This is a genomic window from Actinopolyspora sp. BKK2 (assembly GCF_011291845.1).
In the GTDB taxonomy this organism is placed as follows: domain Bacteria; phylum Actinomycetota; class Actinomycetes; order Mycobacteriales; family Pseudonocardiaceae; genus Actinopolyspora; species Actinopolyspora saharensis.
In genome coordinates this window covers 121,058-143,247 of the sequence record NZ_JAANTE010000009.1, presented here as the reverse complement: position 1 = coordinate 143,247, position 22,190 = coordinate 121,058, and the positions used below count along the sequence as shown (strand labels likewise).

General features: G+C 69.6%; 16 protein-coding genes and 1 tRNA gene. 7 read left to right on the top strand and 10 right to left on the bottom strand.

Going from position 1 to position 22,190, the window contains the following annotated elements:
* Positions 1-2: 2 nt before the first annotated feature.
* From G9Q41_RS17830 to G9Q41_RS17810, 5 genes are read right to left on the bottom strand one after another with little or no spacing between them, the layout of a single operon-like run.
* Complete coding sequence (locus tag G9Q41_RS17830) at positions 3-1,466, bottom strand: penicillin-binding protein 2 (RefSeq protein WP_092525034.1); 1,464 nt, start codon at positions 1,464-1,466, stop codon at positions 3-5.
* Positions 1,463-2,917 (bottom strand): FtsW/RodA/SpoVE family cell cycle protein, encoded by a 1,455-nt coding sequence (locus tag G9Q41_RS17825; protein WP_092525032.1) that lies wholly within the window; start codon positions 2,915-2,917, stop codon positions 1,463-1,465. Before G9Q41_RS17825 ends, G9Q41_RS17830 begins: the two co-directional genes overlap by 4 nt.
* A complete protein-coding gene (locus G9Q41_RS17820; RefSeq protein ID WP_165633032.1) occupies positions 2,917-4,458 on the bottom strand; it encodes a protein phosphatase 2C domain-containing protein in 1,542 nt (513 codons plus the stop codon). Before G9Q41_RS17820 ends, G9Q41_RS17825 begins: the two co-directional genes overlap by 1 nt.
* Complete coding sequence (locus G9Q41_RS17815; RefSeq protein ID WP_165633031.1) at positions 4,455-4,952, bottom strand: FHA domain-containing protein; 498 nt, start codon at positions 4,950-4,952, stop codon at positions 4,455-4,457. The genes G9Q41_RS17820 and G9Q41_RS17815 overlap by 4 nt, the downstream gene beginning before the upstream one ends.
* A 54-nt stretch (positions 4,953-5,006) precedes the next feature.
* Positions 5,007-6,479 carry a DUF3662 and FHA domain-containing protein gene (locus G9Q41_RS17810; RefSeq protein WP_165633130.1) on the bottom strand — a complete coding sequence of 491 codons (1,473 nt, stop codon included), beginning with the start codon at positions 6,477-6,479 and terminating at the stop codon, positions 5,007-5,009.
* Positions 6,480-6,738: 259 nt separating this feature from the next.
* Here G9Q41_RS17810 and G9Q41_RS17805 point away from each other — a divergent pair.
* The 3 genes from G9Q41_RS17805 (at position 6,739) to G9Q41_RS17795 (ending at position 9,001) form a co-directional block, all read left to right on the top strand.
* Positions 6,739-6,822, top strand: a tRNA-Leu gene (locus G9Q41_RS17805).
* 502 nt (positions 6,823-7,324) lie between these two features.
* Positions 7,325-8,104 (top strand): IclR family transcriptional regulator, encoded by a 780-nt coding sequence (locus G9Q41_RS17800; protein WP_092525026.1) that lies wholly within the window; start codon positions 7,325-7,327, stop codon positions 8,102-8,104.
* A 255-nt stretch (positions 8,105-8,359) separates the two neighbouring features.
* Positions 8,360-9,001, top strand: a complete 642-nt coding sequence (locus G9Q41_RS17795) for a hypothetical protein (RefSeq protein WP_242687613.1) — start codon at positions 8,360-8,362, stop codon at positions 8,999-9,001.
* 112 nt (positions 9,002-9,113) lie between these two features.
* On the opposite strand, the gene G9Q41_RS17790 is transcribed toward G9Q41_RS17795, so the two are convergent.
* Positions 9,114-10,442, bottom strand: coding sequence for a D-arabinono-1,4-lactone oxidase (locus G9Q41_RS17790; RefSeq protein WP_165633030.1), 1,329 nt, complete (start codon positions 10,440-10,442; stop codon positions 9,114-9,116).
* Between the two features lie 230 nt (positions 10,443-10,672).
* Here G9Q41_RS17790 and G9Q41_RS17785 point away from each other — a divergent pair, with 230 nt between their 5' ends.
* On the top strand, positions 10,673-11,950 hold the full coding sequence (locus tag G9Q41_RS17785) for an alanine racemase (protein WP_165633029.1): 1,278 nt from the start codon (positions 10,673-10,675) through the stop codon (positions 11,948-11,950).
* On the opposite strand, the gene G9Q41_RS17780 is transcribed toward G9Q41_RS17785, so the two are convergent.
* Positions 11,920-12,498, bottom strand: a complete 579-nt coding sequence (locus G9Q41_RS17780) for a TetR/AcrR family transcriptional regulator (protein WP_342751288.1) — start codon at positions 12,496-12,498, stop codon at positions 11,920-11,922. The genes G9Q41_RS17785 and G9Q41_RS17780 overlap by 31 nt on opposite strands.
* 964 nt (positions 12,499-13,462) lie before the next feature.
* Here G9Q41_RS17780 and G9Q41_RS17775 point away from each other — a divergent pair.
* Complete coding sequence (locus G9Q41_RS17775) at positions 13,463-16,633, top strand: L-tyrosine/L-tryptophan isonitrile synthase family protein (protein WP_242687612.1); 3,171 nt, start codon at positions 13,463-13,465, stop codon at positions 16,631-16,633.
* A gap of 864 nt (positions 16,634-17,497) precedes the next feature.
* On the opposite strand, the gene G9Q41_RS17770 is transcribed toward G9Q41_RS17775, so the two are convergent.
* Entirely contained in the window at positions 17,498-17,836 is a 339-nt protein-coding gene (locus G9Q41_RS17770) for a hypothetical protein (RefSeq protein WP_017972690.1), read from the bottom strand.
* A 12-nt stretch (positions 17,837-17,848) separates the two neighbouring features.
* A complete protein-coding gene (locus G9Q41_RS22090) occupies positions 17,849-18,001 on the bottom strand; it encodes a hypothetical protein (RefSeq protein ID WP_242687611.1) in 153 nt (50 codons plus the stop codon).
* Between the two features lie 343 nt (positions 18,002-18,344).
* Here G9Q41_RS22090 and G9Q41_RS17760 point away from each other — a divergent pair, with 343 nt between their 5' ends.
* Together G9Q41_RS17760 and G9Q41_RS17755 are read left to right on the top strand one after the other, a co-directional pair.
* On the top strand, positions 18,345-19,727 hold the full coding sequence (locus G9Q41_RS17760; protein ID WP_092525016.1) for a helix-turn-helix transcriptional regulator: 1,383 nt from the start codon (positions 18,345-18,347) through the stop codon (positions 19,725-19,727).
* Positions 19,728-19,802: 75 nt separating this feature from the next.
* Positions 19,803-20,714 (top strand): aminoglycoside phosphotransferase family protein, encoded by a 912-nt coding sequence (locus G9Q41_RS17755; protein WP_165633028.1) that lies wholly within the window; start codon positions 19,803-19,805, stop codon positions 20,712-20,714.
* Positions 20,715-21,294: 580 nt separating this feature from the next.
* Here G9Q41_RS17755 and G9Q41_RS17750 read toward each other — a convergent pair.
* Positions 21,295-21,879, bottom strand: coding sequence for a DUF6474 family protein (locus G9Q41_RS17750; protein WP_207631135.1), 585 nt, complete (start codon positions 21,877-21,879; stop codon positions 21,295-21,297).
* Between the last annotated feature and the right edge of the window lie 311 nt (positions 21,880-22,190).

The following is a 22,190-nucleotide window of genomic DNA, read 5'->3' as shown; positions in this document are numbered from 1 at the left end:
CGTCAGCCACCCCCCTGCAGGCCGGCGCGGATCACGGCGCGCGCCACCGGTGCTGCGATCTTGCTCCCGGTCGCGTTCGCCCCGACGTTGCCGCCGTCCTCCACGACGGCGGCCACCGCGATCTGCGGGTTCTCCGCGGGGGCGAAGGCCACGTACCACCCGTGGGGGTCCTTGCCCGAGCCGTGCTGCGCGGTCCCGGTCTTGGACGCGATCTGCACCCCGCTGATCTTGCCCTCGTCGCCGGCGTGCTGCTCGGCCTTGACCATCATGTCCCTGATGGTGTGCGCGACGTCGCCGGGAACGGCCTGGCTCATCTGCTCGGGCTCGGTGCGGTCGAGCACGGACATGTCCGGGGCCAGCGTCTTGTCCACCAGGTGCGGCTTCATCATCTTGCCGTCGTTGGCGATCGCCGCGGCCACCATCGCGTTCTGCATCGGGGTCATGCGCACGTCGCGCTGGCCGATCCCGGTCTGGTACAGCGGCGCGGGGCCGTTGATCTCGCCGAGCGAGGAGTTGGCCACGTTCATCGGGACGTTCAGGTCCTCGCCGAAGCCGAAGCTCCGGGCGGTCTCGCGCAGCTTCTCCTCGCCGACGTCACCGGCCACCTCGGCGAAGGCGGTGTTGCAGGAACGCGCCATGGCCTCCCACAGCGGAGCGGTCGGCATCGTCCCGCAGGTGCTGTTGCCGTAGTTGGGCAGCGTCGCGTTGCTCTTGGGCAGGTCGATCGAGGGCGCGGCCGTCACCTGGGTGTCGTAGTCGTACTTGCCGGACTCCAGCGCGGCGGCCGCCGTGATCAGCTTGAAGGTGGACCCCGGCGGGTACAGCGTCGAGGTGGCCCGGTTGACCATCGGGTCCCCGGGGGCGTTCTCGAGCTCGTTCCAGGCCTCCACCTGCTTGTCGCGCGACTGGCCCGCGAACTTGTTCGGGTCGTAGGACGGCGCGTTGGCCATCGCCAGTATCGACCCGTCCTGCGGGTTCAGGGCCACCACCGAACCGCGCACCCCGTCGCCCGCGAGCTGCTGGTAGGCGGTGCGCTGCATCTCGGGGTTCAGGGTCAGCTCGACGTTGCCGCCCTTCTTCTCCTGGCCGGTGAGCATGCCCTGCAGCCTGTTGAACGCCAGCGAGTCGGCGTTGCCGTTGAGCACCTCGTTCTCGGCCCGCTCGACCCCCTTGGATCCGTAGATGAAGGAGTAGAAGCCGGTGGCCGGGGCGAAGGCCGGGCCGTTGGCGTACTTGCGCTCGTACTGGAACCGTTCCTCACCGGTGGGTTCGGAGCTGGCCAGCAGCTTGCCGTCCGCGATCAGCTGTCCGCGCGGTGTGGAGTACTCCTGGTACAGCCTGCGCTGGTTGTCGGACTGCGAACGGAGTTCGTCGGCGCGGATGACCTGCACATAGGTGGCGTTGGCCAGCAGCAGCACGATCATCGCCATCATGGCCATCGCCACCCGACGCAGTGGCTTGTTCATCGTGGACGCTCCACCAACTCGGTATGTGCCTCGGCGATCGGGGGTTGCTTCGGTTGCGGTTTGCTCGGCTGCTGGGGTCGTCGTGACGAATCGGAGATCCGCAGCAGCAGGGCCACCAGCACGTAGTTGCCGACGAGCGAGGAACCGCCCGCGGCGAGGAACGGCGTGGTCAACCCGGTCAGCGGGATCAGCCCGGTGACGCCACCGGCCACCACGAAGACCTGGAAGGAGATCGTGAAGGACAGCCCCCCGGCCAGCAGCTTGCCGAACGAGTCCCGCGCCGCCAGCGCCACCCGCAGGCCGCGCGCGGTCAGCAGCAGGTACACCAGCAGGAAGACCGCCAGACCCAGCAGCCCGAGCTCCTCGGCGGCTGTGGAGAGGATGAAGTCGCTCTTGGCGTACGGGACGATGGCCGGTCTCCCACCACCGAGCCCGGAGCCGCCGATCCCGCCTTCGGCCATGCCGTACAGCGCCTTGCGCAGCTGGTAACCGCTGTCACCGCTGGTCAGCGGGTTCAACCATGCGTCCACGCGCTCCTGCAGGTGCCCGAACAGCGGGTAGGCCACCACGCAGCCCAGGGCGAACAGCGAAAGACCGATCGCTATCCACACCGCGCGCTCGGTGGCGATGTAGATCATCACCAGCACGATGCCGAAGAACAGCAGCGAGGTGCCCAGGTCGCGTTCCAGGACCACGATCCCGATCGAGGCGGCCCAGGCGACCAGCACCGGGGCGAGGTCCCGCGCCCTGGGGAAGTCGATGCCGAGGAACCGCCGGCCCGCCGTGGTGAACAGCTCCCGCTTGGAGACGAGGAACGCGGCGAAGAAGACCAGCAGCAGTATCTTGGCGAACTCGGCCGGCTGGAAGGACAGCGAGCCGATGCGGATCCACAGCTTCGCGCCGTTGATGGGGGGCGCGATGAAACTGGGCAGCACAGCGGGCAGGGCCAGCGCGACCAGCCCGACCAGCCCGCAGGTGTAGGCGTACTTGGCCAGGGTGCGGTGGTCCGAGACGACCTTGAGCACAAGGACGAACAGCACCAGTCCGATGGCCGTGTAGGCCACCTGCGAGGGCGCGGAGGCGGCGGGCCCCTCGGGTTCGGTGGCGTTGCCGATGTCGACGCGGTGGATCAGCACCAGCCCGAACCCGTTGAGGAAGGCCACCAGCGGGAGCAGCAGCGGGTCGCCGTAGGGGGCCCAACGTCGAACGGCCAGGTGGGCCAGGCCGAACAGGGCGAGGAAGGCGAGGCCGTAGTAGAGGACCTGCGTGCCGGGCTGGGACTCCTGGTTGATGCTGATCAGGGCCAGCGCCGAGGTCACTATCACGGCGGAGAAGCCGAGCATGACGAGCTCGATGCCGCGCCGGTTCGGTGTTCTGGGCGGGTTCGTCGCCTCCTGGGCGCCCGAACCCGAGGCGCTCGGGGTTCCGGGGTCGGTGTCGGTGGGAGCCATCAACTCACCGTCCGGCAGTTGACGCCCGGCTTCTGCTCCTCGGACTGCAGCGGTGTGCCGTCGGTTTGCGAGTTGTTCGACGCCTCCGAGGGCTCGTTCGATCCCTGCTGGGGGTTGTTGGGGTCTCCGGACTGCTGTTCGGAGGTCGTTGGGGTGTCCGACGAGGTGGGGTCGCCGCCGTTGCTCCCGTCACCGCCGGAGCCGTTGTCGCCACCGGCGCGCTCGTTGCCGCCCCCGTCGTTCGAGCTCCCGTCGTTCGAGCCGCCGTCGTTCTGCTGGCCGTCGCTCTGCTCGCAGGGCGGGAGCAGGGCGGTGAGCCGCAGCCGGTGGACGGTCTCGCGGGCGTCCTCCAGGCTTTCGAGTTGGGTGATCCCGTCGACGACGTTGGTGCGCTGGGCCTCCTTGAGATCCTTCACCCCGATGGAGTCGCACTCCTCGGCGGCGCCGGGCGGGCAGGAGCCCTCGAGCCTGCGGTGCAGGCTGATCCCGAGCACGCTGCCCTGCACTCCCTGAAAGATCGCCACGTTCTCGGAGTCGTCGGCGCTGACGTAGAACTGGTTGAACACCCACCACCTTCCGGCGAAGACCATGCCGGCCAGCAGCGCGAGCACGCCGCAGCTGACCAGCAGTCCGCGTAACCAACGTCTGCGCCGCGGAGGGTCCGGTGGTGACTCTGCGACCTCGGCGACGTTGGTCTGCCGCTGCTCGCTCGGTTGCGGGCGGGTGGCGGCGGAGGCGCGCGCCGCTGCCGAGTCCGGCTGCGGCTGGGTCTCCTGCTCGGCGAAACCGGCCGCTCCCGCGACGATCGGCGCGTCGTCGCCGAAGTCGACGTCGACCACATCGGCGACGATCACGGTGACGTTGTCCGGGCCGCCGCCCTTGAGGGCCAGTTCGATCAACCGGTCGGCCGACTGCTGCGGATCGTTGATCCGCAGGGCCTCGGTGATGGTCTCCTCGCTGACCACGCTGGAGAGGCCGTCGGAGCACAGCAGGTAGCGGTCCCCGGCGCGGGCCTCCCGCACTGCGAGGCTGGGTTCGACCTCGTGCCCGGTGAGCGCCCGCAGCAGCAGCGAGCGCTGCGGGTGGTTGGCCGCCTCCTCCTCGGTGATCCGCCCCTCGTCGATCAGCGACTGCACGAACGTGTCGTCGTGGGTGATCTGGGAGAGCTCGTCGTTTCTGACCTGGTAGGCCCTGGAGTCCCCGATGTGGATGAGCCCGAGCTTGCTGCCCGCGAACAGCATCGCGGTCAGCGTCGTGCCCATGCCGTCGAGGTCCGGGTCGCTGGCGACGAGTTCCGAGATGGCGTTGTTGCCGGACAGCATCGCGTCGTGCAGGTGTCCGAGCAGGTCGTCACCCGGCTCGTCGTCGTCGAGCGGCGCGAGCGCCGCTATGACGACCTTGCTTGCCACCTCGCCTGCGGCATGGCCGCCCATGCCGTCCGCGAGGGCGAGAAGTCGTGGGCCGGCGTAGACCGAGTCCTGGTTGTTCGAGCGGACCAGGCCGCGGTCGCTGCGGGCTGCGTAGTGAAGAACGAGGGTCATGAGCGCAGCTCGATCACCGTTTTGCCGATTCGGATCGAAGCTCCGATCGGAACCTTGGTCGGCCCCGAGACCTTCGCTCGATCAAGGTACGTTCCGTTGGTAGAGCCAAGGTCTTCCAGGTACCAGTCCTGGCCCCGCTGCGACAGTCTCGCGTGTCGTGTCGAGGCGTAGTCGTCGTCGAGGACGAGCGTGGAGTCGTCGGCGCGGCCGATCATTATGGGGCGACCTTCCAGTGTTATGCGGGTTCCCGCCAACGCCCCCTCGGTGACCACCAGCTGGCGTGGTGATTTCGACTTGGGGCGGGACTGTTTTCCGGAGGCCTTCGCCTTCTTGTCCGAGCCCTTGCCCGAGCTCCTGTTCGAGCCCGGTACGGGCATCTTCAATCCGGAGGCCGACCGCAGGTCGGAACGAACCACGCGCAACGCTGCCAGTACGAACAACCAGAGCAGGGCGAGAAACCCTACTCTGGTCAGCTGAATCACCAGCTCGGACACTTGTCGGTGACGCTCCTACCTCGTCGGTCGGCTCTCGTGATCACGCGCCCCGGGTCAGCCTTGCGCCCGGAACACCAGAGACGAGTGGCCGACACGGATGACGTCGCCATCCGCCAGTTGCCAGGTCTGCACCGGGGTGCCGTTGACCGTGGTTCCGTTGGTGGAACCGAGGTCGGCCAGCATAGCGGCCTGACCGTCCCACTGGATCTCGATGTGCTTGCGCGAGACACCGGTGTCCGGCAGCCGGAACTGGCCCTCCTGACCGCGTCCGATCACGTTGCTGCCCTGCTGCAGGGTGTACGAGCGGTTCGAACCGTCGTCGAGCTGCAGAGTGGCGGTCAACTGCCTCGGTGCGGCGTCGGGGTAACCACCGGGACCGGGCGGCGGCGGGTAGCCGGGCTGGCCGTAGCCCTGGTCGTAGCCGGGGGGTTGCTGGCCGTAGCCGGGGGGTTGTTGCCCGTAGCCCTGGTCGGGGAACCCACCGGACTGCGGGTACCCACCACCGGGCTGCGGCGGGTATCCGCCGCCGGGCTGGCCGTAGCCGGGCGGTTGTGCGTAGGCCTGCTCGTACCCCGGCGGTTGGCCGTAGGCGGGCGGCTGCTGGCCGTAGCCCTGGTCGGGGAAGCCACCGGACTGCGGGTATCCGCCGCCGGGCTGGCCGTAGCCCTGGTCATAGCCGGGCTGACCGTAGGCCGGGGGAGGCGGCGGTGGATAGCCGGGCTGGCCGTAGCCCTGGTCGTAACCGGGGGGTTGCTGGCCGTATCCGGGGGGTTGTTGCCCGTAGCCCTGGTCGGGGAACCCACCGGACTGCGGGTACCCACCACCGGGCTGCGGCGGGTATCCGCCGCCGGGCTGGCCGTAGCCCTGGTCGTAACCGGGCTGACCGTAGGCCGGGGGAGGCGGCGGTGGATAGCCGGGCTGGCCGTAGCCCTGGTCGGGGAAGCCACCGGACTGCGGGTACGCGCCCCCGGGCTGGCCGTAGCCCTGGTCATAGCCGGGCTGACCGTAGCCGTAATTCGGGTCTTGCCCGTATTGGCCCTGGTCGTAGCCGTACTGCCCCTGTTGGCCGTACGGATCCCCCTGGGGATATTGGCCTGGTGGCTGGCTCATGGGTCGGTCTCCTGCGGTACGAGGTGTTGCCGGCCGTCGGCTTACGTCGGGGTCGACGGACGAACTGATTCGAAACTGTCCCGTGTGCAGCGTCTCAGAGCGCTCCAGGGAGACTACGACGTCACCATATGTGTCCCACCGCTGCTCGGTGAGATGCTCCTGAACGCAGTCGGCGAGAAGATCGGTGACCCGATTCTCGTCCTCCATGAGTCGTTTGTGGTCGGTAGGGCTCAGCTGCACCGTGTAGTGGTTGCACGCGAGCAGCCTTCCGCCCGCGAGTTCGCGGACCTGTAGCTCGGCCTCCCGCTGGAGGCTCTGGGCCACCTCCTGCGGAACGACCTTGCCGCCGAACACGCGCGCGAAGCTATTGCCGACGATGCCTTCGAGCCTGCGCTCGAAGCGCTGCACGAGGCCCAACGGCAATCCCTCCACACTCTCGACTCCTGCGACCCATCGTATACGGGGCGATGAGTCGTTACAGCTACTAGTTCTCATTCGGGGAGACCCCTGTTCGGCTCCCCCCGATCGTGCCGTGTTACTCTGATCGAGCCGATCACGGCACGAGGTTCCAGCTCGATTGTACGGGCTCGCTTCGGCGAGGTTGTTCCTTCGGGCGAAAAGACCCCCCGGTTTCGGGGCCGAGTTCGGAGTGTTGTACAGTAAAACAAGCACCCACGGGCGGGTGGCGGAACAGGTAGACGCGCACGGTTCAGGTCCGTGTGTCCGAAAGGACGTGGGGGTTCAAATCCCCCCTCGCCCACAACGAGCCGACGAGTGTTCGTCCTCTCCGGAGGGACACGGTCGCGGATCGAGAACAGGCAGAACGAGAAGGGCCCCACTCTGGTGGGGTCCTTTTCGTGTTTCCCATCGGTTTCACCGCCGTGCCGGGGCCGGTGCGGCCTCGGCGCCGGGGCGTCCCCGCGCCGGATGCGGTCGGCATCGATCGGCTTCGATCGGCATGGAGTAACACCTCTCACACCTCGGCTCGTGGCGGGTGCGCCCCGGATCTTTCGCTCCGCGGAGTCCAGCGGGCCCGGAGCGCGAAGTTTCGCCGTGAGCGGAACGGACCGTTCGTCACCACATCGCGGGAGCCCCGCGTGCGGGGCGTCCGGGAGACGAGCGTTCCGACGGGGAGCGCTCCGGTGAGGAGGACGCTCGTCCGGACCACGCGATCGGTTGCTCCGAACGGGGACGATGCTGCCCCCGGAGGAGGTATCTTGCTCTCCGCGAGAGTTCGTTCGGCGAGAAGAGGTCCGGCGGCGATGGCTGGCAACAGCAGGGAGTCCGGTCGCACGGTGACCGGTCGCGCGTTCAGCGTGCTCGGCGCCTTCGACGCCGAGTCGCCGCGGCTGTCCCTGACCGAGATCTCCCAGCGCGCCGACGTCCCGCTGGCGACGGCGCACCGGCTCGTCGGCGAGCTGGAGGCCTGGGGCGCGCTGCGGCGCGAGAGCGACGGCAGGTACGCGATCGGTCTGCGGCTGTGGGAACTCGGGCTGCTCGCCCCGGTGCACACCGGGCTGCGCAACGCGGCCATGCCCTACATGCAGCAGCTCCACGAGCAGACCGGCGCCAACGTGCAGCTCGCCGTGCGGGACGGGCCGGAAGCGGTCTACGTGGAAAAGCTCAGCGGGCGCCGCTCGATCCCGATCCTCTCGCGCAGCGGCGGTCGCCTCCCGCTGCACCCCACAGGGGTGGGCAAGGTGCTGCTGGCGCACGCCCCGCGCGAGGTGGTGCAGGACTACTGCGCGCGGGGGCTGGCGCGGTACACGCCTTACACGGTCGCCGAACCGGGCAGGCTCGTGCGGGAGCTCGCCGGCGTCCGGCAGCGCGACTTCGCCCGCACCGCGGAGGAGATGACGTTCGGCAGCTGCTCCGTGGCCGTTCCGGTGCGCGAGGAAGGCGAGGTCGTGGCCGCGCTGGGCCTGGTGGTGCAGACCTCCCAGGCCGAAGTGGCCAAGTTGGTCCGGGCGCTGGTTCCCGCGGCCGAGGCGGTCGGCAGGCAGTTGGACGGCTCCACCGTGTTCCGCTCCGAGGCGGACTGACACGGCCGTCGCGTGCTCACCCGAATGGCGGTCAAGCCCGACCGAACCTCAGTTACCGCTCATCGACCGGTCACCGACGTTTGTTGGCCGTCGGTCGCAGCGAACTCGGAGGAACCGCGAACAAATCGCCCACAGCTGTTCTAGTCGGGTGCACGTGCAGATTCGCCGAACAGTCCTCAGCGCCGAGTCCGCTCTTCTCGGCGGCGTTGCTCGGTTCGGCCCCATTTCGCGCAAGCACCCTTGGAGGCGGGAAAGTTGACCGCGACACCGGGATATGCCGCAAGAGACGATCGCAGCAACGGCAGGATCAGCGTCTGTCCGACGGGGGCGCACGGACTGCCCGCTCCCGTGGACGAGCTGGCCGAGTCGGCAGTCGAAGCACTGGAGTGGACCGGAAGCGTGCTTTCCCCGATGCGCCTGCTGGGCCGTCGGATCGTTCCGGTCGCCGAGCTGGTTCCGGACGCGCACGCCGAGCGCGTCTGCGTCGGGAGCGAGCCCGTGCTGGACCGCACGGAGATAGCCACCTGGGTCTGGCCCGAGATGACCGATCGGGTTCCCCCGGCAGCGGCGCGGGTGTCGGGGGTGCTGGCCCCGGCCCGCCACTGGCGGACCGCGTTGACCGCGGCCGTGCCGTTCGCGAGGTTCACCAGCGCCGCGATCCTGGTGCCCCGGCACGTCAGTGACCGCGAGGGCTTCGTGTCCACCTGCCTCATCCGGGCTCGCCAGTTCGGTGTGGCCGTGCTCAGCGCGGACGAGCACGGGATCCGGACTGAGCTGGAGGGCAGGGCCTTCGAGGACGCCCCGTCCACGGAGCAGACCGCGGTTTCCCGCTGGGTCAACGAGGTGGTCTACGACCAGTTGCTGGCCAGCGAGGCACCGGCGCCCTCCTGGGGGTGAGTCGGCGTCGGTTCAACGTCGGGTTCGGCGCGGGCGAGCGCTCGGTCTCCGCCGTTCGGGTGCGCCGGGAAGGCCCCGTGGCGCGCCCGTCCCGTGCGGGGGCGAGGTTCCGTCACTCGCCCAGCACCCGCTCCAGATGGGGGTTGCCGAACACCCGTTCCGGGTCGAGTCGGCGGCGGACCCGCAGGAAGTCGTCGAAGCGCGGGTAGCTCTCGCGCAGCTGTGCGGCGGACAGGCCGTGCATCTTCCCCCAGTGCGGCCTTCCATCCGCCGCGCGGGCGATCCGCTCGAAGGTGTCGAACCATTCGCGGTGGGGCATTCCGCTGAACTGGTGGACCGCGACGTAGGCGGTCGGACGCTCGTGCGCGGTGGACAGCCAGATGTCGTCGGCGGCGGCCACGCGCACCTCGACCGGGAACATCACCGGGTGGTGGAGTCGTCGCACGGCGGCGCGCAGCTCGTTCAGCACCGCGGGGAGGTGCTCGCGCGGGACGGCGTACTCGCTCTCGACGAAGCGCACCTCCCGTCCCGTGACGAACACCCGGTGGGCCCTGTCGCTGTACGACCGCCCGGACCAGCTCGTCGCGCAGAGCCGGTTCAACGCCGGTACCAGTCCGGGCCTGCGGCGGCCCAGCCTGCAGACCGCGCCGAACAGCTCGTTCTCCAGCACCCGGTATTCGAACCAGGAACGCACCGGGTGCAGCGGTCGGGTGGGGGTTGCCTCCGGCAGCCTGTTGTTGCGCTTGACCAGGGTGCGCGCGGTGTGGGGGAACCAGTAGAACTCGAAGTGGTCGTTGTCCGCGGCGTGGTCGTCGAAGTTCCGCAGGACCTCGTCCAGCGGGAGGGGGTGCTCCTCGGCGGCCAGCGAGAACGCCGGGACGCAGCGCAGGGTCACGGTGCTGATCAGTCCGAGCGCGCCGAGGCCGACCCTGGCCGCGGCGAACACATCGGGGTGCTGCTCGGGGGAGCAGCGCAGGACCGAGCCGTCGGCGCGGACGAGCTCCAGCGCCCGCACCAGTGTGGCCAGTCCGCCCAGTCGCGCTCCGGTTCCGTGGGTTCCGGTGGACACGGCACCGGCGATCGTCTGCCCGTCGATGTCGCCCAGGTTCGGCAGGGCCAGCCCCAGCTCGTCCAGCTCGGCGTTGAGCTGGTGCAGCGGTGTGCCGCCTCGTGCGGTGACGAGTCCGTTGCCGCGGTCCACATCGGTGATTCCCGTCCACGCGGACAGGTCCAGCGCGACCGCGCCGGTGCGCTCGCGCGGCGGTCGCGGGGCGGCGATGTCGCTGAACGAGTGTCCCGAGCCGAGCGGCCGCACGCTGTGCCCCTGCTGTCGGGCGTCGGTGATGGCGCGGGCGATCTCGTGCGGGTCGCGCGGCCGCTGCGTGCGCTGACCGGTGGCGGTGCTCGTCGCCGCCCAGTTGGTCCAGGTGTCTAGTGCCATGGTCGGGACTTCCTCGAGAGGTCGAGCGGATTGGCTTGCCCGGGTGGTCGCGAGCGGTCGGGTCGCCGGTCGGACGTTCGGCGCGGTCGGACGGGTTCCCGCGACCGGCCCGCGCGGGACCCCCGGGGGCGTGACAGTACTTCGCGCATCGGGTGGGGTCGTGACTCCGATTGGCGGAAAGTATGTGAAAGCAACTCGCGTAACAAGAGGTGCGGGCTTACCTTGATGGCGTGAACTCCTCCGCAGCACCGCACCCGGCCGTTTCGGCGGCCCGGCTGGACGCGGCCACGTCCGAGCTCGACCCGCCCTTCGGGGTGGCCGATCTGGACGCCTTCGACCGCAACGCGTCCGGGCTCGTGGATCGCGCCGGGGGCAAACCGATACGGGTGGCCACCAAGTCCGTGCGCTGCCCCGAGCTGATCGACCGGGCCGCGCGGACCCCCGGCTTCTCCGGGCTGATGTGCTACAGCCTCGCGGAGGCGCTGTGGCTGTACCGGACAGGGGTGAGCGACGACCTGCTCGTCGCCTACCCGACGGCGGACCGCCGCTCACTGGCCGAACTGGCCTCCGAGCCGGGCGCGGCCTCGGCCGTGACCATCACCGTCGACTCCGCCGAGCAGCTGGACCTGGTCGAGCGGTCCGGCGGCCGCTCCGCGGAGCGGCTCAGGGTGTGCCTGGAGGTCGACGCGGCCTGGCGCCCCCTGGAGGACTCCGCGCTGGGCCGGATCCCGTGGCTGGGGAGCGGACTGGCCGGGCTCGTCCACATCGGGCCGCGGCGTTCCCCGGTGCGTTCCCCCGGGCAGGCCCGCGAGCTGGCGCGGGAGGTGGAGCGGCGGAGGGCCTTCCGGCTGGTCGGCCTGATGGTCTACGAAGGACAGATCGCCGGGGTGGGGGACGCCCCGCCCGGGCAGCCGCTGCGCGCGGCTGCCGTGCGCTGGGTGCGGCACCGTTCGGCCGCGGAACTGTCCCGCCGCCGCGCTGCCGTGGTCGAGGCGGTCGGCGGAGTGGCCGAGCTGGAATTCGTCAACGGGGGAGGCACCGGAAGCCTGGAAACCACCGCGACGGAGCGGGCCGTCACCGAGGTGACGGCGGGCTCGGGACTGATCGGTCCCACCCTGTTCGACGCGTACCACGACTTCAGGCCGCTTCCCTCCGTGCTGTTCGCCCTGCCGGTGGTTCGCCGGCCCGGACGACGGTGCGCGACCCTGTTCGCCGGAGGGTATCCGGCTTCGGGCGCGGCGGGCCGGGACCGGCTGCCCAGCCCGTATCTGCCGAGCGGACTGCGCCTGACCGGCACCGAGGCAGTGGGCGAGGTGCAGACCCCGGTGGTGGGCAGGGGAGCCGGTGCGCTTCGTCCCGGTGATCGGGTGTGGTTCCGGCACGCCAAGGCGGGGGAACTCGCCGAGAGGCTCGACGAATACCACCTGATCGAGTGGCAGGATGCGACTCGTTGCCGAAGGGTCGGGTCCGCGCGGACCTACCGGGGGGCGGGCAGGTCCTTCGGCTGATCCTCCGAGATGCGACTGGACAGGTAGCCGCGGACCAGTTCCCGCGCCTCGTTCACCAGCGTCGGGTCCCCCGTGGAAGCGCGCCGGAAGGCCAGGTGCAGCACCGCGTCGGCCGCTTCGACGGCCACGGACAGCGGCAGCTCCAGCTCGGCGGGGCTCATCCCGAACCGCTCCGAGATGAGGCTGGTCAGCTTCTCCGCGATCACCGCGTTGTTGTCCTTGTTCTCGTGCAGCAGCCGCAGGTCCACCACGTCCCCGAAGTGGAGCTTGCTGAATGCGGGGATCTCCCGGTGCATGCCCAGGTACACGTCGAAGACGGTGTCCACGGCGTCCCACCAGTGGGCGAGTTCCATCCGGTCCAGCCGCTCGGAGACGGTTTGGACGAACCTCTCCAGGTTGCGCAGGGTGAGCTCCTGCACCACCGCGCGCTTGTCCGGGAAGAACTGGTACAGCGAGCCGACCGCCACTCCGGCCCGCTCGGCGATCAACGTGGTGGTCAGGCCGTCGTAGCCCACCTCGTCGATGAGCTGGGCGCAGGCCTCCAACATCCGTTCCACGCGCTGGGCGCTGCGCTGCTGGACTGGTTTGCGGCGCAACGGGGCTACTTCGGTGGGCAAGGTTTCTCCTCGGTCTTGTACGAGCTCTGGGCGTTCTCCGGACTTGATCCGAGACGCGTCGCTGGGAACCTGCTGCCCCGGCGAACGCTACGGCCCACCCAGTCTCGCGTTCCTGCGGCGATCATGCCTTCTGAGCGACCCTTCAGAGTGTCAGTCGATAGGGTGAGCCGAGGCTGGCTGTTCCCCGGAAAGTGGGACTGTCCGCGTGGTCGGAACTTCACCCCGGTGCCTCGCCCCGTCTGCGCGTCCCGGCTTCGCGTCCCCGTCTTCACGTCCCCGGCTCCGCGTGGCGCGGAGCGCGTGACTCGCGATTATGCACTCCCTCACATTGCCGCCGGAAAAGATCGCTCATTAGCGTGATCGGAGTGCGCGTGATCATGGTCGGACACGCGGAGCACGATCGCTCACCGGTTCGGACTCGTAGTCCCGGGGGCTCGCGCAGCGTCCTCGGCGCTGATTTCCCGTCGTGCCCGCGCTCGATGTGGTGCTCTCGGCGTGGCGGTGCCGGAACCACCCCCCGAACGGCTCGTATCGCCGCGAGGACTCCGGCGTTGTGCTCTCCCGAGGACGGCTCGACGTGGTGTGGACGGCTGGTCGGCCTCGGAAAGTCCACTGAGTGGAGAGCGGGAGGTTCCGCCGAGCGGACAGCTGAGCCAACCTGAACAGAAAACCTCGATCCGGCCGTGGACATCGCTGTTCGAATTCCCGGCACGTCCCCCGCGGACCGGCGTGTGTCCGTGCGACCGGGACGAAAGCGATGTACTCATCGCACGCGACATTCCCACGATCGGTTCGTGAACGCGCTTCCTCGCCCGGTGGTCCCCGCTCCGGGCGGTTCACCCGCGGAGCTCGTGAGTCTCCGCGCTCTGTCCGAGGAAGAACAAGGAGATACCCGTTGAACGGTCGGCCCCGGCTTGGCCCCGAGAAGAGCACGGCTACCGTACGGCCCTTCGGGACGTGGCCACTCGAAGCGGAAGAAGCCAACTCCATACTGGCCGGTGGCGATTACGGTCTGCGCGTGGTGTGGCGCGACCACCTGGCCTGGTTGGTGGGCGAACGCGCGGGCAGCGGCATACCGCTGGGCCCCGCTCCCACCTGGACACGGCTCTACCGGGTGCTGATCCGGCTGCGCAGCACCCGCAAGCGCCGCGACCCGGACTGGTTGGCGCTGCTCACCGGAGCCCTGGACCCGTACGCCCCGCTGGAGCGGCAGCGTCGTTCCGACGACGACTGGTGGAACCTGGTCGAGATGGTCGACGGCGACCCGATGCTGCGGATGCACTGCGCGACCTCCGGAGCGAGACCGGGCTCGGACGCGGAGCGCACGGCGATGCCGAACGAGCCCCTGCCCGCCCACCCCGAGTTCCCCGGGGGGACGATCCCGGTCACCGTGCCCGCGCTGCTCGGTCCCTGCTCCGCACTTCCCCGCACCCTGCTCGGCGAGGTCGTGGCCAACCGCTTCGAACGCGACGAGAGCGCGTTGCACTACTTCCTGGAGTACTTCATCCGCCCGCCGCTGCGCGCCTTCCGGCTGGTGCTGGAGAACTCCGGGGCCCTGCTGCTGACCCCGCGCGTGGGAGCCCTGGCCGTGGAGCTATCCCCGGAGCTGCAGGCGACCGGCAGGGTGGTGATCACCTCGGCCGCCGGGGTGTGCGACGCGAGCAGGGTCACCTCGGCCGACGTGCGCGAGGGGGTGCGTGCGCTGGCGCGCACGCTGGACACGCTGGCCGGGGGGTTCGAGAGCTTCGAGTTCGGCGAGCGCGGAGCTCGTTCGCGGCGGACCCGCTCGGCCGTGCAGCACGTGATCGCGGCCGAGCTGCGGGACCTGGAAGCCGACAGCGCCGACGTGCTCTCCGGGCAGCACCCGTTGCGGGGCTTCGTGCACACGGTCCCCGCCGAGCAGGACGCGCTGCTGCGGCGGGTGCTGCACACCGTGCAGGAACGCACCAGGAAACGGCGTTGGGACCGGCGGGTTCCGCAGCCGATGGTGGTGATCGATCTCGATTCGTGCGGCCTCGTCACCTCCGGGGGGAAGCGGACCGAGCGCTTCGGTGATCCGGAGGTCCGGGACCCGTTCGCGCCGCTGTGCCGTGGAGGGCATCTCTCCGCGGAACCGGAGGACCGCCCCGGGCGGGCGGGTGGGGGAATCCCCTCCCGCGTCCGCCCGGGGGAGTTCAAGGGGTGCGCGGTCGACGGGGGAGCGGCTCAGTGGCGAACCGGGGCCCCGCTGTGGGCGGGGTCGGTGCACAGTGGACTTCCCCGGTTCGTGTGGGACGTCAGGGACGCGGGAGGACGGGTGGTTTTCTGCTTCTCCGGCGACCGGGACGGCGAGTACGTGCGAAAGGCGCTGGACGAGACCGGAGTTCCGGAGGCGGACCTGATCCACGTCCCGGAGGAGAGCACCGAGTCGGTCGCCGAGTGGACGGTGCGCCGCCTGCGCGAACTCGGGCAGGCGGAGGTCGTTGCGGTCTTCGACGACAAGATGGCCCGGGACCTCGGCAGGCCCGTCGACGCGCACGGGACCTTCGTGGTCGCGCTCTCCGCGGGTGAGGTGATGCCCCGCCAGCGCGACGGTGGTTCGGTGAACGGGACCGCGGAACAGCGCACCGGTGCCGCGGCGGCATCGGTGATCGACAGCTTCGAAACCTCCCCGCGGAAGCGGTTGGGGCGCCGCAGCCCGGTGCTTTCCAACACGCACTCGCTGGAGGAGCTGCACGTGGCCGCGCTGCGCGAGAACCGCTCGGCCCAGCGCTGGGCGGTGCGCCTCAGCGGCTCCGAGACCGAGTCCATCGTGGCCAACGTCATCGACGACGCGGACCGGGCCGCGGAGCGGACGGCCTGTGGCGCTCTGGCCAAGTTCCCCGGCAGCGGGCAGGCCGGGAACCGGTGGGACGACCGGGAGCGCGTGGGGGCGGTCGTCGGTGCCCTGCACCACGTGTTCACCCGCAAGCAGTTCCTCAAGGGGTCCCGCTCCAACTACGTCGTCGCCGACATGCAGCGCGACGTGGGCGACTGCGTGGCCCGGGGCGAACCCGTCGAGGTGGTGCTGCTCGGATTCCCCGTCAAGCAGTCCCTGAACCGGTTGAAGGCCTACGGCCCGCTGCCGGACATCGCCGAGTTCGGGGGGCTCGTCCGCCTGCGCGAGCTGCAGCAGGCCGTGCGGCGCGTGTATCCGCCGGGGCTGCGCATCAACGTGCTCACCGACGGCAGGCACTTCCGTCCGCGGCCGTCCTCGATGATCCGCGCCTACACCCGCAAGCTCCACGAGTACGCGAGCATGGCCGGCGTCGACGGGTACGTCTCGATCAGGGAGCTCGACACCGTGGCCGCGGAGCGGTTGGGACCGCGGGTCGTGTCCCGCCGCCCGGAGATGTTCCACGACTTCCGCGGTTGTCTGGAGCGGGTGGTGGCCGATTTCGACATCACCGACAACCCGCTGCGAACGCTGGACCAGGTGCAGGAGCGCGCGGAGAAGTGGGACGGAGCGGAGGGGGTGACCGCGCGTTCGCTGCAGCTGTTCCGCGAGATGGTCATGTCGATGGTCTACTCCGTCCCGGTGCCGGTTCCGTCCGGTGTGGACCGGCTCGACTGGGCCCGCACGGTCTACGCGGACGTGTACAACCTGACCGACACGCACATCTCCCCCGAGGTGCGCCAGGCGCGCGTGGCCGTGTTGCGCAGGGCCTGGCACAACGCGATCCGTTACCTGTCCACCATGCGGGTGGACGAGGAGCTGGGCTACGAGGAGCTGTTCAGCCCGCGGGTCCGCTTGACGGTCAGCGCCGTGACGAAGGGACGCTGCGGGTTCACCTATCTCGGCGGGTCCGGGCTGTTGCCCTGGCAGGGAACGGGTGTGCTGGACGCTCGGGGCTACATCGCCGTCGACTTCGCGGTCTCGCTGCTCGACCAGGGGTTCGTCCCCGCGTACTCCGCGCTGCTCGGCAGGAGGCAACCGTTGATGATGGTGCCAGCGCAGTACACCGAGCTTCCGCTGCGCGGAACGCGTTCGGAGGGCACGCGGCTGGACGGGGAGCTGCGCTCCAGAGCCCGGTTGCGCCGCAAGTGACGGCGGGGTGGCCGGGCTCAACCGCCACCGACCCCTCGCCAGGAACTCGCGGAGGAAGGACACCGTCCAACGCAGACGCTTTGAGCCTGCGCAGTCGGCACCGCCGGACAAGGGCTCCCGGAAAGGAACTCCCAACCAGGGCACCACTCCAACGAGAGCGCTGTGAGCCCGAGCAGCCGGCACCGCCGGACAGGGCTCCCGGAAAGGAACTCCCAACCAGGGCGGCACCCCAACGCGAGCGCTGTGAGCCCGAGCCACCGGCACCGCCGCGGGTTCTCTCGTGGTGCTCTCGCGAGGAAGGCCCGACGTTGTGTAGGTGGCTACCCGATGTCGGGCCTCCCGGAGCGAGAGCCCGCGAGAGGTTCCGCCACGGAACCACCTGAGCAACAGGACCCACCCGCCCCAAACGAAGAATGCCGGGATTCCGGCACTCGCCAGGGGGAAACGAGTGCCGGAATCCCGGTACTACTCCACCACCAACGGGGTGTCGGGCAGACGGTTCACCGGTGGTGGAGTGGTGGAATCCGCAAGCCGGTACCGGTTCGGGGGAGGGGAGTAACGTCGGTACCGGCTCGCGGAAATCTTTGAAATCACCCGGTCGACGGGAATTCGACACCCGTCCACCGGTTCGTGATTCCCACGGCGTGTGGTCGTGCGGCATTGTTGAGTTGGCGACGACACCGTGGGGTCCTGGCACGGTGCCGTTCGTTCCCGCGGGCGCGCCCGCGGGGTGGACGGGGAGACCGGTGATCGGCATAGCCGTGGTCGGGGGGCACGTCATGCCGATCACCGGTTCTCAGGCGGGGCATCGGCTCCGAAACCGGTTCGGGGGTGTGGTTGTTCGGAAACCGGGCCCGCCGGGTTTTACGGCACCGGCGCTGCTCGGCGCAGTTCCTGCGCCGGTCGCAGGTGCCGTGCGGGACGGGGGGCGAGGCCGCCGGCGACGAGGTGCTCGTAGGCGGAGCGCCACACCGCGCAGGGTGCCTTGCGCGGGCGCAGCCAGGTCGAGCACTCGGGGCAGTTGCCTCGCTCGTCCGGTTCGTGCGCGGTCAGCAGCGTCCGCCAGCCCGCGGTCAACCGCGGGAGCTCGGAACGCGCCACGGACAGCAGGGACGACGCATCCGCGCGGTTAGTCAGCTCGGAAAGGACATCGAGCCGTTCCCAGACCGCGTTGCGCAGAACCTGTCCCAGAATCGCGTCCACCGTACGTCACCGTCACTTTCTCGCCTGATCAGCGGCGAACCGCAGCGCGGAGCTCAACTGGCCGACCCTTTCGGCCGACAGCGCCGCGGTTGCACCGGGCGGTCCGGCGAGAACCACCCTGTCCCGGTTGACGAGCACCTCGAGGGCCCTCGGCGTGTGGTTCACGTCGAGGCACCGCACCTGTCCGTGGTTCCGTCCGACGATCTCCCCGGAGTCGTTCCGGCGGCTTTCCGATCGGGGGGCGGAGTCCGCCGAATCCGCGGATCCGGAGTGTTCGAAGGAAGCCACTTGGTGGATGTCCTCTCGGTGCTGCGTTGCTTGCGATGACTAGATTGGAACGTGTTGCGGCCGGCTGGCTAGATGATGGGCGACGACCGGACATACCGCGCGATGAGCGGTCAGCGGGTGTTCGGCCCTGCCGATCACCGCTTCTTGCGGTTGCTTCACCGTCTTTTGTGCGGAGCCTTAATCTGCGACCGACGCCCGAGAAGCGTAGAGGGGTCTTCAAATGAACACCATCGGTTCGAGCGGTTCTCTCGTTGCACCAGAGGTCTGGGACGGACGGGAGATGCGGGAAGCTCTGGCCAGCCGGAACATCAGCGACATCTACAAGTTGTTGCGCAAGCACGGTGTTTCGCAGCGTCAGATCGCGGCCGCCACCGGACAGTCGCAATCCGAGGTTTCGGAGATCCTCAAGGGCAGGCAGGTCATCGCCTACGACGTGCTGGCCCGCATCGCTGATGGTCTCGGCGTCCCGAGGGGGTATATGGGCCTCGCCTATGACGGGGCGACGGCAGTGAGAGTCGCCGATTCGGACAGCGGCGACTCCCCGGCTGAGGAGGACGAGACGGTGAAGCGTCGGAAGTTTCTGTCCCATGCCGCGGCGGTTGCTATGGGGGCTTCCGTCTTCGGCGCGGAGGAGAGCGGTTGGGCCGCTGCCAGTGCCCAGACGCCCGCGCCGTCGCGAATCGGCATGGCCGACGTTCAGCAGATTCAGGCGGCGACCAAAGCGTTGCGCGACCTGGACTATCGTTACGGCGGGGGGACTTGTCGTGACGCCGTCGTGGCCCAGTTGCACTGGGCGAAGCAGCTGCTGCACGCCAGTTGCACGGACCAGGTTCAACAGCGGTTGTTCACGTCGCTCGCCGACATGCACAGCCTGGCGGGTTGGACCTCGTTCGACATGGGGCTGATGGATCCGGCCCGGAGCCACTTCGGGCAGGCGCTCCAGTTCGCCAAGCAGGCCAACGACGACAGTCTGGTCGCGAACGTGCTGTACAGGATGGGGCGGGTTTACCTGCACTACCACCAGCCGAACGAGGCCTTGAAGCTGTTCCAGCTCGGGCAGATAGCGGCCCAGGACTCCGGTTCCTCGCTCACGGTCGCGGTCATGTGCGCCAACGAGGGCTGGGCCTACGGGATGCTCAACCGCCCGGACCAGGTCTCGAAGATGCTGGGCAGGACTCAGGACGAGTTCGCGCGGGCCAGGTTGAACGAGGCTCCGGACTGGGTGCGGTTCTTCAATGAGAACGACCTGCACGCGGTGACGGGGTCGGTGCACGATGCGCTGGCCGAGTTCGACCCGGACCACTACGCGCCGCTGGCCGTCGCCGAGACGATCAAGTGCAACGAGTCCTATGACGTGGACATGCAGCGCAGCCACGTTTTCGGGCTGGGCATGCAGGCCACGAACCACATAAGGGCCGGTGACGTCGATCAGGGGATCAAGGTCGGCAGGCAGGCCCTCGACATCGGGGCCCAGGTCAAGTCGGCGCGGGTGCCGGACAGGTTGCGGCCGCTGCAGTTGGAAGCGGCCAAGCACACCACGAACTCGGACGCCCTCGACTTCTCCGAGCAGGTCCGCAAGTTCAGGGAGAACCGTTCGGTTTGAGCGGCTCGTGCGGGAGTGTCCTGTGGGCGCCGTCGGCGCGATTACCCGGGAAGACATAGCATGACATCGGCAAACATGACTTTTCCGCCGAACTCCGCACGGGAGTCCGACATCCCGCCGGAACTGGAATCCGCGCTGGCCGAGGTCTGCGCAGCCGCGGGGTTGGACCACCGTGGGGCGCGACTGCTGCGCTTCGTGAACAACGGAGTGTTCCTGCTGCGCACGGCTCCTGTGGTCGTGCGCATCGTACTCACGCCCTCGTTGGCCTATCGGGCCGACAACGTGGTCGAGGCCGCGCGCTGGCTCGCCGATCGGGGGATGTCCTCGGTTCGGCTGCTTCCCGGCGTGCGTCAGCCCGTTCGGGTGGGCGAGCACGTGGCGACGCTCTGGGAGGAGATCCCCGACTCCGGTGTCGAGCCGACCGGCTATGAGCTGGGTGAGCTGCTTCGGTCGCTGCACTCCGTGGAGATTCCCCCCTCGATGGGGGAGTGGCGCCCGGTCGCGGACGCCAGGCGGCGTCTCGCGGAGGGGGAGCACGAGCTCGAGCGCGCGGATCGGGACTTCCTCAAGCGGCACTGCGACGCCGTCGAACAGCGCGTCGAACAGCTGGAGTTCGCCCTGCCCCGCAGCATCGTGCACGGGGACGCCCACCTGGGCAACGTCATCATGGGGCCGCAGGGGCCGGTGCTGTGCGACTTCGACTCGCTGTGCGTCGGCCCGCCGGAGTGGGACCTCACTCCCATGGCGGTGGGTTATCTGCGGCTCGGGCGCTCTCCCGAGGCCTACCGGCAGCTGGTGGCCGCGCACGGCTTCGACGTCGTCGCCTGGGAGGGGTTCCCGGTGCTGCGCGACCTGCGCGAACTCAAGATCACGATGAGCGTGCTGCCGAACCTGAGCAGCAACCCGTCGGTCGCTGACGAGTTCCACAGGAGGCTGCGCTCCATGCGCGAGCGCGACTTCACCGTGCGGTGGTCGCCGTACCGCTGATCCGGCCGCGCTCCCCGGGGCCGTTTTCGGCCGGGTCCTTCGCGCCGTTGGCCTGCCGGGTGGGCGATCCGCTTCCGGACGTCCGTCGCGGAGCGCGCGAGCTCCGGCGCGTCCGCGGGCCGAGTTCCGGTTCCGCAGTGGAGTTGACCAGGTGCGGCGCGTGATTCGAGGGCTGATCGGCCGAGCCGAACTCGTGCGGCTCACCGACGTGAACCGACCGTTCAACGAGACGGTCGGTTTTTCGCATCGTGGAACTTTGCGTCGTTCCTGGGCGGGGACTTCGGCGCGGGCGAAGTCCGCTCCGGCGCGCCCGCTCCGCGGGGCGGGGCGAACACGACCGCGCCACTTGCGCCGAGGGGCGCAGGAGCGAACCGGGCCGTGGGGGTCAGTGGAGATCCAGAAGGCCACGGTCCCGGCACACTTCCCGGTGGTTCGATCGTTCGAGGGATGGAAAGTGTTACATCGACTTTCCGGTTGTTCCGGAGAGTGGGAAAGGGGTGGGTTTTCACCGGTGACGACCCACCTGCGTAGCTCCACCGGGTGACCACCGGAGCCGAGCGGGTCAACACCCTCGAGCAGCTCAATCGGCGCGCGCGCCGAAGCGGCGCAGCAGGTCGTCCTCGATGCGCCCCAGCTCCCCGTCCACCGCCCGGTGGGCCGCCCGCCTCCTGCTCGCGGGCATCCGCTCGGCCGCGCGCACCGCGCTGGACATCTCCTCGAGCCTGCGCTGGGCCGAGTCCACGAAGCGGGTCACGGACTCGTCCGCGCCGTCCCCGCGGTGCCGCAGCTCCTCCAGGGCTTTGGCGTCGCCTGCGATGCGGGCGTGCAGGGCCGCCCCGCGGCCGGAGAAGCGGGAGACGTCCTCCACGGCCACTCCGAGCCTGCGGGCCCGGAAGCGCTCGTAGGTCTCCCTGGCGCCGGTGGCGGCCTGCGCGGCGTAGGGGGCGAGCACCGGGCCGACGATCTTGGCCACACCCACGACCTTCTTGGCGTTGCCCGGGGTGATGCGCCCGTGCTCGCCCTTCTGCGCGGCCTTGACCGCCCTCTTGTCCGCCTTGCGCGCCGTCCGCTCCGCACGACGCTGCTGCTTGGCCTCGTCCGCGATCTTCCCCGGCTTGCGGCGCGCCCGGGCCGACGCTCGTCGCGTTCGCTTGAGACCTGCCATGACGGCGAACACCTCCGGCCCGGATGGGCGTACGGCTGCTGTGCCGGTCAGTCTAGGCAGCACCGCGCCCCGATAGGCCGCAGCGACACGACGGGACGAGCACTTCGCGTGCTTCGCGGAGATCACCGGCTGTCGGACCGCCGGGGCCGCGTGCGCGGAGCGGGCGACGTGGTTCTGGCGCTTTCGGGTGGCAGCGTGTGCTCCCCGCACGTCGCTCGTGAGAAAAATCGCAGGGCAGAGGCGTTCGTGTGAGCGAAGAGGGAGTTGTTGGCGTATCTCTCACCGGGGTGAGGGGGTCGCGCGGGGGGATG

Coding starts and splice junctions, on each gene's coding strand:
- G9Q41_RS17830 (WP_092525034.1), bottom strand. CDS start 1,466: ATGAACAAGCCACTGCGTCGGGTGGCGATGGCCATGATGGCGATGATC.
- G9Q41_RS17825 (WP_092525032.1), bottom strand. CDS start 2,917: ATGGCTCCCACCGACACCGACCCCGGAACCCCGAGCGCCTCGGGTTCG.
- G9Q41_RS17820 (WP_165633032.1), bottom strand. CDS start 4,458: ATGACCCTCGTTCTTCACTACGCAGCCCGCAGCGACCGCGGCCTGGTC.
- G9Q41_RS17800 (WP_092525026.1), top strand. CDS start 7,325: ATGGCTGGCAACAGCAGGGAGTCCGGTCGCACGGTGACCGGTCGCGCG.
- G9Q41_RS17790 (WP_165633030.1), bottom strand. CDS start 10,442: ATGGCACTAGACACCTGGACCAACTGGGCGGCGACGAGCACCGCCACC.
- G9Q41_RS17780 (WP_342751288.1), bottom strand. CDS start 12,498: ATGTTGGAGGCCTGCGCCCAGCTCATCGACGAGGTGGGCTACGACGGC.
- G9Q41_RS17760 (WP_092525016.1), top strand. CDS start 18,345: ATGAACACCATCGGTTCGAGCGGTTCTCTCGTTGCACCAGAGGTCTGG.
- G9Q41_RS17755 (WP_165633028.1), top strand. CDS start 19,803: ATGACTTTTCCGCCGAACTCCGCACGGGAGTCCGACATCCCGCCGGAA.
- G9Q41_RS17750 (WP_207631135.1), bottom strand. CDS start 21,879: ATGGCAGGTCTCAAGCGAACGCGACGAGCGTCGGCCCGGGCGCGCCGC.